Source organism: Pseudomonas brassicacearum, from assembly GCF_003732175.1.
Lineage (GTDB): Bacteria > Pseudomonadota > Gammaproteobacteria > Pseudomonadales > Pseudomonadaceae > Aquipseudomonas > Aquipseudomonas brassicacearum_G.
Genome location: NZ_MOBI01000040.1, coordinates 1 through 2,573, shown reverse-complemented (window position 1 = coordinate 2,573; position 2,573 = coordinate 1). Strand labels below are relative to the sequence as shown.

Annotated in this window: 2 protein-coding genes; both read right to left on the bottom strand. The window is 60.9% G+C overall.

The window, feature by feature from the left end; all coding sequences use genetic code 11:
* Positions 1-104 precede the first annotated feature (104 nt).
* Complete coding sequence (gene istB, locus BK658_RS28755; RefSeq protein WP_123585266.1) at positions 105-860, bottom strand: IS21-like element helper ATPase IstB; 756 nt, start codon at positions 858-860, stop codon at positions 105-107.
* Positions 861-877: 17 nt separating this feature from the next.
* Complete coding sequence (istA, locus tag BK658_RS28750; protein WP_123585265.1) at positions 878-2,392, bottom strand: IS21 family transposase; 1,515 nt, start codon at positions 2,390-2,392, stop codon at positions 878-880.
* Between the last annotated feature and the right edge of the window lie 181 nt (positions 2,393-2,573).

The following is a 2,573-nucleotide window of genomic DNA, read 5'->3' as shown; positions in this document are numbered from 1 at the left end:
TGCGGATTCCACGCCATCCGGCCACTCATTCCACTAACATCCGGCCACCTGTTCCACGCTTATCCGGCCGGGCAGTCGGAGCGCAGCGACGCAGGTTTGCATTGTTAGTCTGAAGTACCCGCTGTCGTCAATTTCGTCGAGCGCCTACGCATCGATTCGCCCTTCAGTTCGAGGCGGTAAGCGTTGTGCACTAACCGGTCGAGGATCGCGTCAGCCAAGGTCGGATCGCCGATCAGCTCGTGCCATTTATCCACCGGCATCTGGCTGGTCACCAACGTCGAGCGGTGGCCGTAGCGGTCATCCAGCAGCTCCAGCATGTCGCGCCGTTGTTCGGTGGTAAACGGGGCCAGTCCCCAGTCATCAAGGATCAGCAGGTCGGTCTTGGCGTAGCTGGCCATTAGTTTGGCGAAGCGACCGTCGCCGTGGGCCATCCCCAAATCCTCCAACAGACGTGGCAAGCGCAGGTAACGCACGCTATAGCCGTCCCGGCAGGCCTTGTGTGCCAGCGCGCAAGCGAGCCAGGTTTTGCCTACGCCAGTGGGGCCGCCGATGATCAAGTTCAGGCCGTCCCGTAACCACTGGCCGCTGCCCAGTTGCAAGATCAGTGACTTGTCCAGACCACGGGGGCTGCGGTAATCGATGTCTTCCAGGCAAGCGTTATGACGCAGTCGGGCCGCTTTTAGGCGGCTGCTCAGGCGCGTGTTTTCACGCTCGGTCAGCTCGCGATCAACCATCAGGCCCAGGCGCTCCTCGAAACCGAGGCTGGCGATATCCGGCGTGCTGTGTTGCTCGCTCAACGCTTTGATCATGCCGTGCAGTCGCAGGGTTTGCAGTTTGTCGAGGGTTGGATTGGGTAGCATTTTGGCGCTCCTTCAGGTCAGTGGTAGTAGCCGGGGCCGCGCAGGTTGATGTGCTCTTCGGGTAACAGCGGCAGGTTTTGTTGGGCCAGTGGCAGCCGCTCCAGACCTTGGCGAAGGATCGATTCGAGGCTTTTGTAACTGCACGCACCCAGCGCCAGGGCGCGCTGGCAAGCAGCTTCCAGCCGATCTTCGCCATGGTGTTTTCCTAGGCGCAGGATGCCCAGACAGGCACGGAAGCCGTGCTGCGGATGAATCCGGCGTTCGAGGATGTAGGCGATGACGCCAGCAGTGTTCGGCCCGGTTTGCTCCGCCCAGCCGATCAGCCGTTGCGGTGTCCATTCGGCGTGTTCGCGGTGGCTCTTGGGCATGTGCTCGGTTTGGGTAGTGTGGCGGCCTTTGTGCAGCGAGCGCAGATGGCTGGCCACTCGTTGGTTGGCGTGGAAGCACTCCACCGTTTGCGCCGTCAGGCGCACTTCGAGTTGGTGCTTCACCAACTGGTACGGCACCGAGTAGTAATGGCCGTCGACTTCGACGTGGTAGTCGATGTGCACCCGTACCTTTTTCCATTCGGCATAAACGTACGGGTGTTCCGGCAGCGGCTGGAGCGCGGGCTGGTCGAGCGTTTCGAAGGCTGAGCGGCGCGAGCCGGGCAGCTTCTTGAAGGGCCTTTGGTTGAGGCGTTCAAGCAGCAAGCCGATAGCCGTATTGAGTTCGCCGAGCGAGAAGAACTGGCGGTTGCGCAAGACCGCCAAAATCCAGCGCTCGACCACCTGCACGCCGACTTCAACCTTGGCTTTATCCTTGGGTTTGCGCGAGCGAGCGGGCAATACGGCGACCCCGTAATGCTCGGCCAGATCACGGTAGCTGGGGTTGATGTCCGGCTCGTAGCGATGCGCTTTGCTGACGCCGCTGCGCAGGTTGTCCGGCACCAGGATCTCGGATGTCCCTCCGAGAAAAGCGAAGCAGCGCACGTGCGAGCCCAGCCAATCCGGCAGTTTCTGCGACCAGGTGGCTTCCGCAAATGTATAGCTGGAGGCTCCCAGAACGGCGACGAATATCTGGGTCTGGCGGATCTCGCCTGTGTGCCGGTCGATGACCGACACGGTCTGGCCAGCGTAGTCGACGAACAGCTTTTCGCCTGCGCGGTGCTCCTGACGCATGACCACGTCGACCTTGGCGGCCCAGAGGCGGTAGTGCTCGCAGAACCAGCTGTACTGGAAACCTTGGGATTGACTGAGGCGGTACTCCTGCCAGAGCAAAGCCAGGGTGACGCCGGGACGGCGCAGCTCGGTGTGAGCCTTTGCCCAATCAGGTATCGGACGTTGATCACTGGGGACAGCGAGCGGTGGCGGGAAAAGACTTCGTTGCAGCTCGGCATCGGTCAGAGCAGAGGGCCAAATCAGCCCGCTGGCAGCAAAGCGATTGAGGTAATCCCCGACGCTGGCTCGCCCAACTTGCAAGCTGACAGCGATCTGGCGGGCAGATAGGCCGACCTCAAATTTGAGGCGTAGTACTTCTCGAATCTTACGCATGGATAACCTTTCCACGACGACCTCTCTGCTTCGATAAAAGAGGTCGATGGTAGTTAATTAATCCTGCGTCGCTGCCTGCCTTAAGGGTGGCCGGATGTGCGTGGAATGGGTGGCCGGATCACCGTGGAATCAGTGGCCGGATGCTCATGGAATAGGTGGCCGGATGGCCGTGGAATCCGCA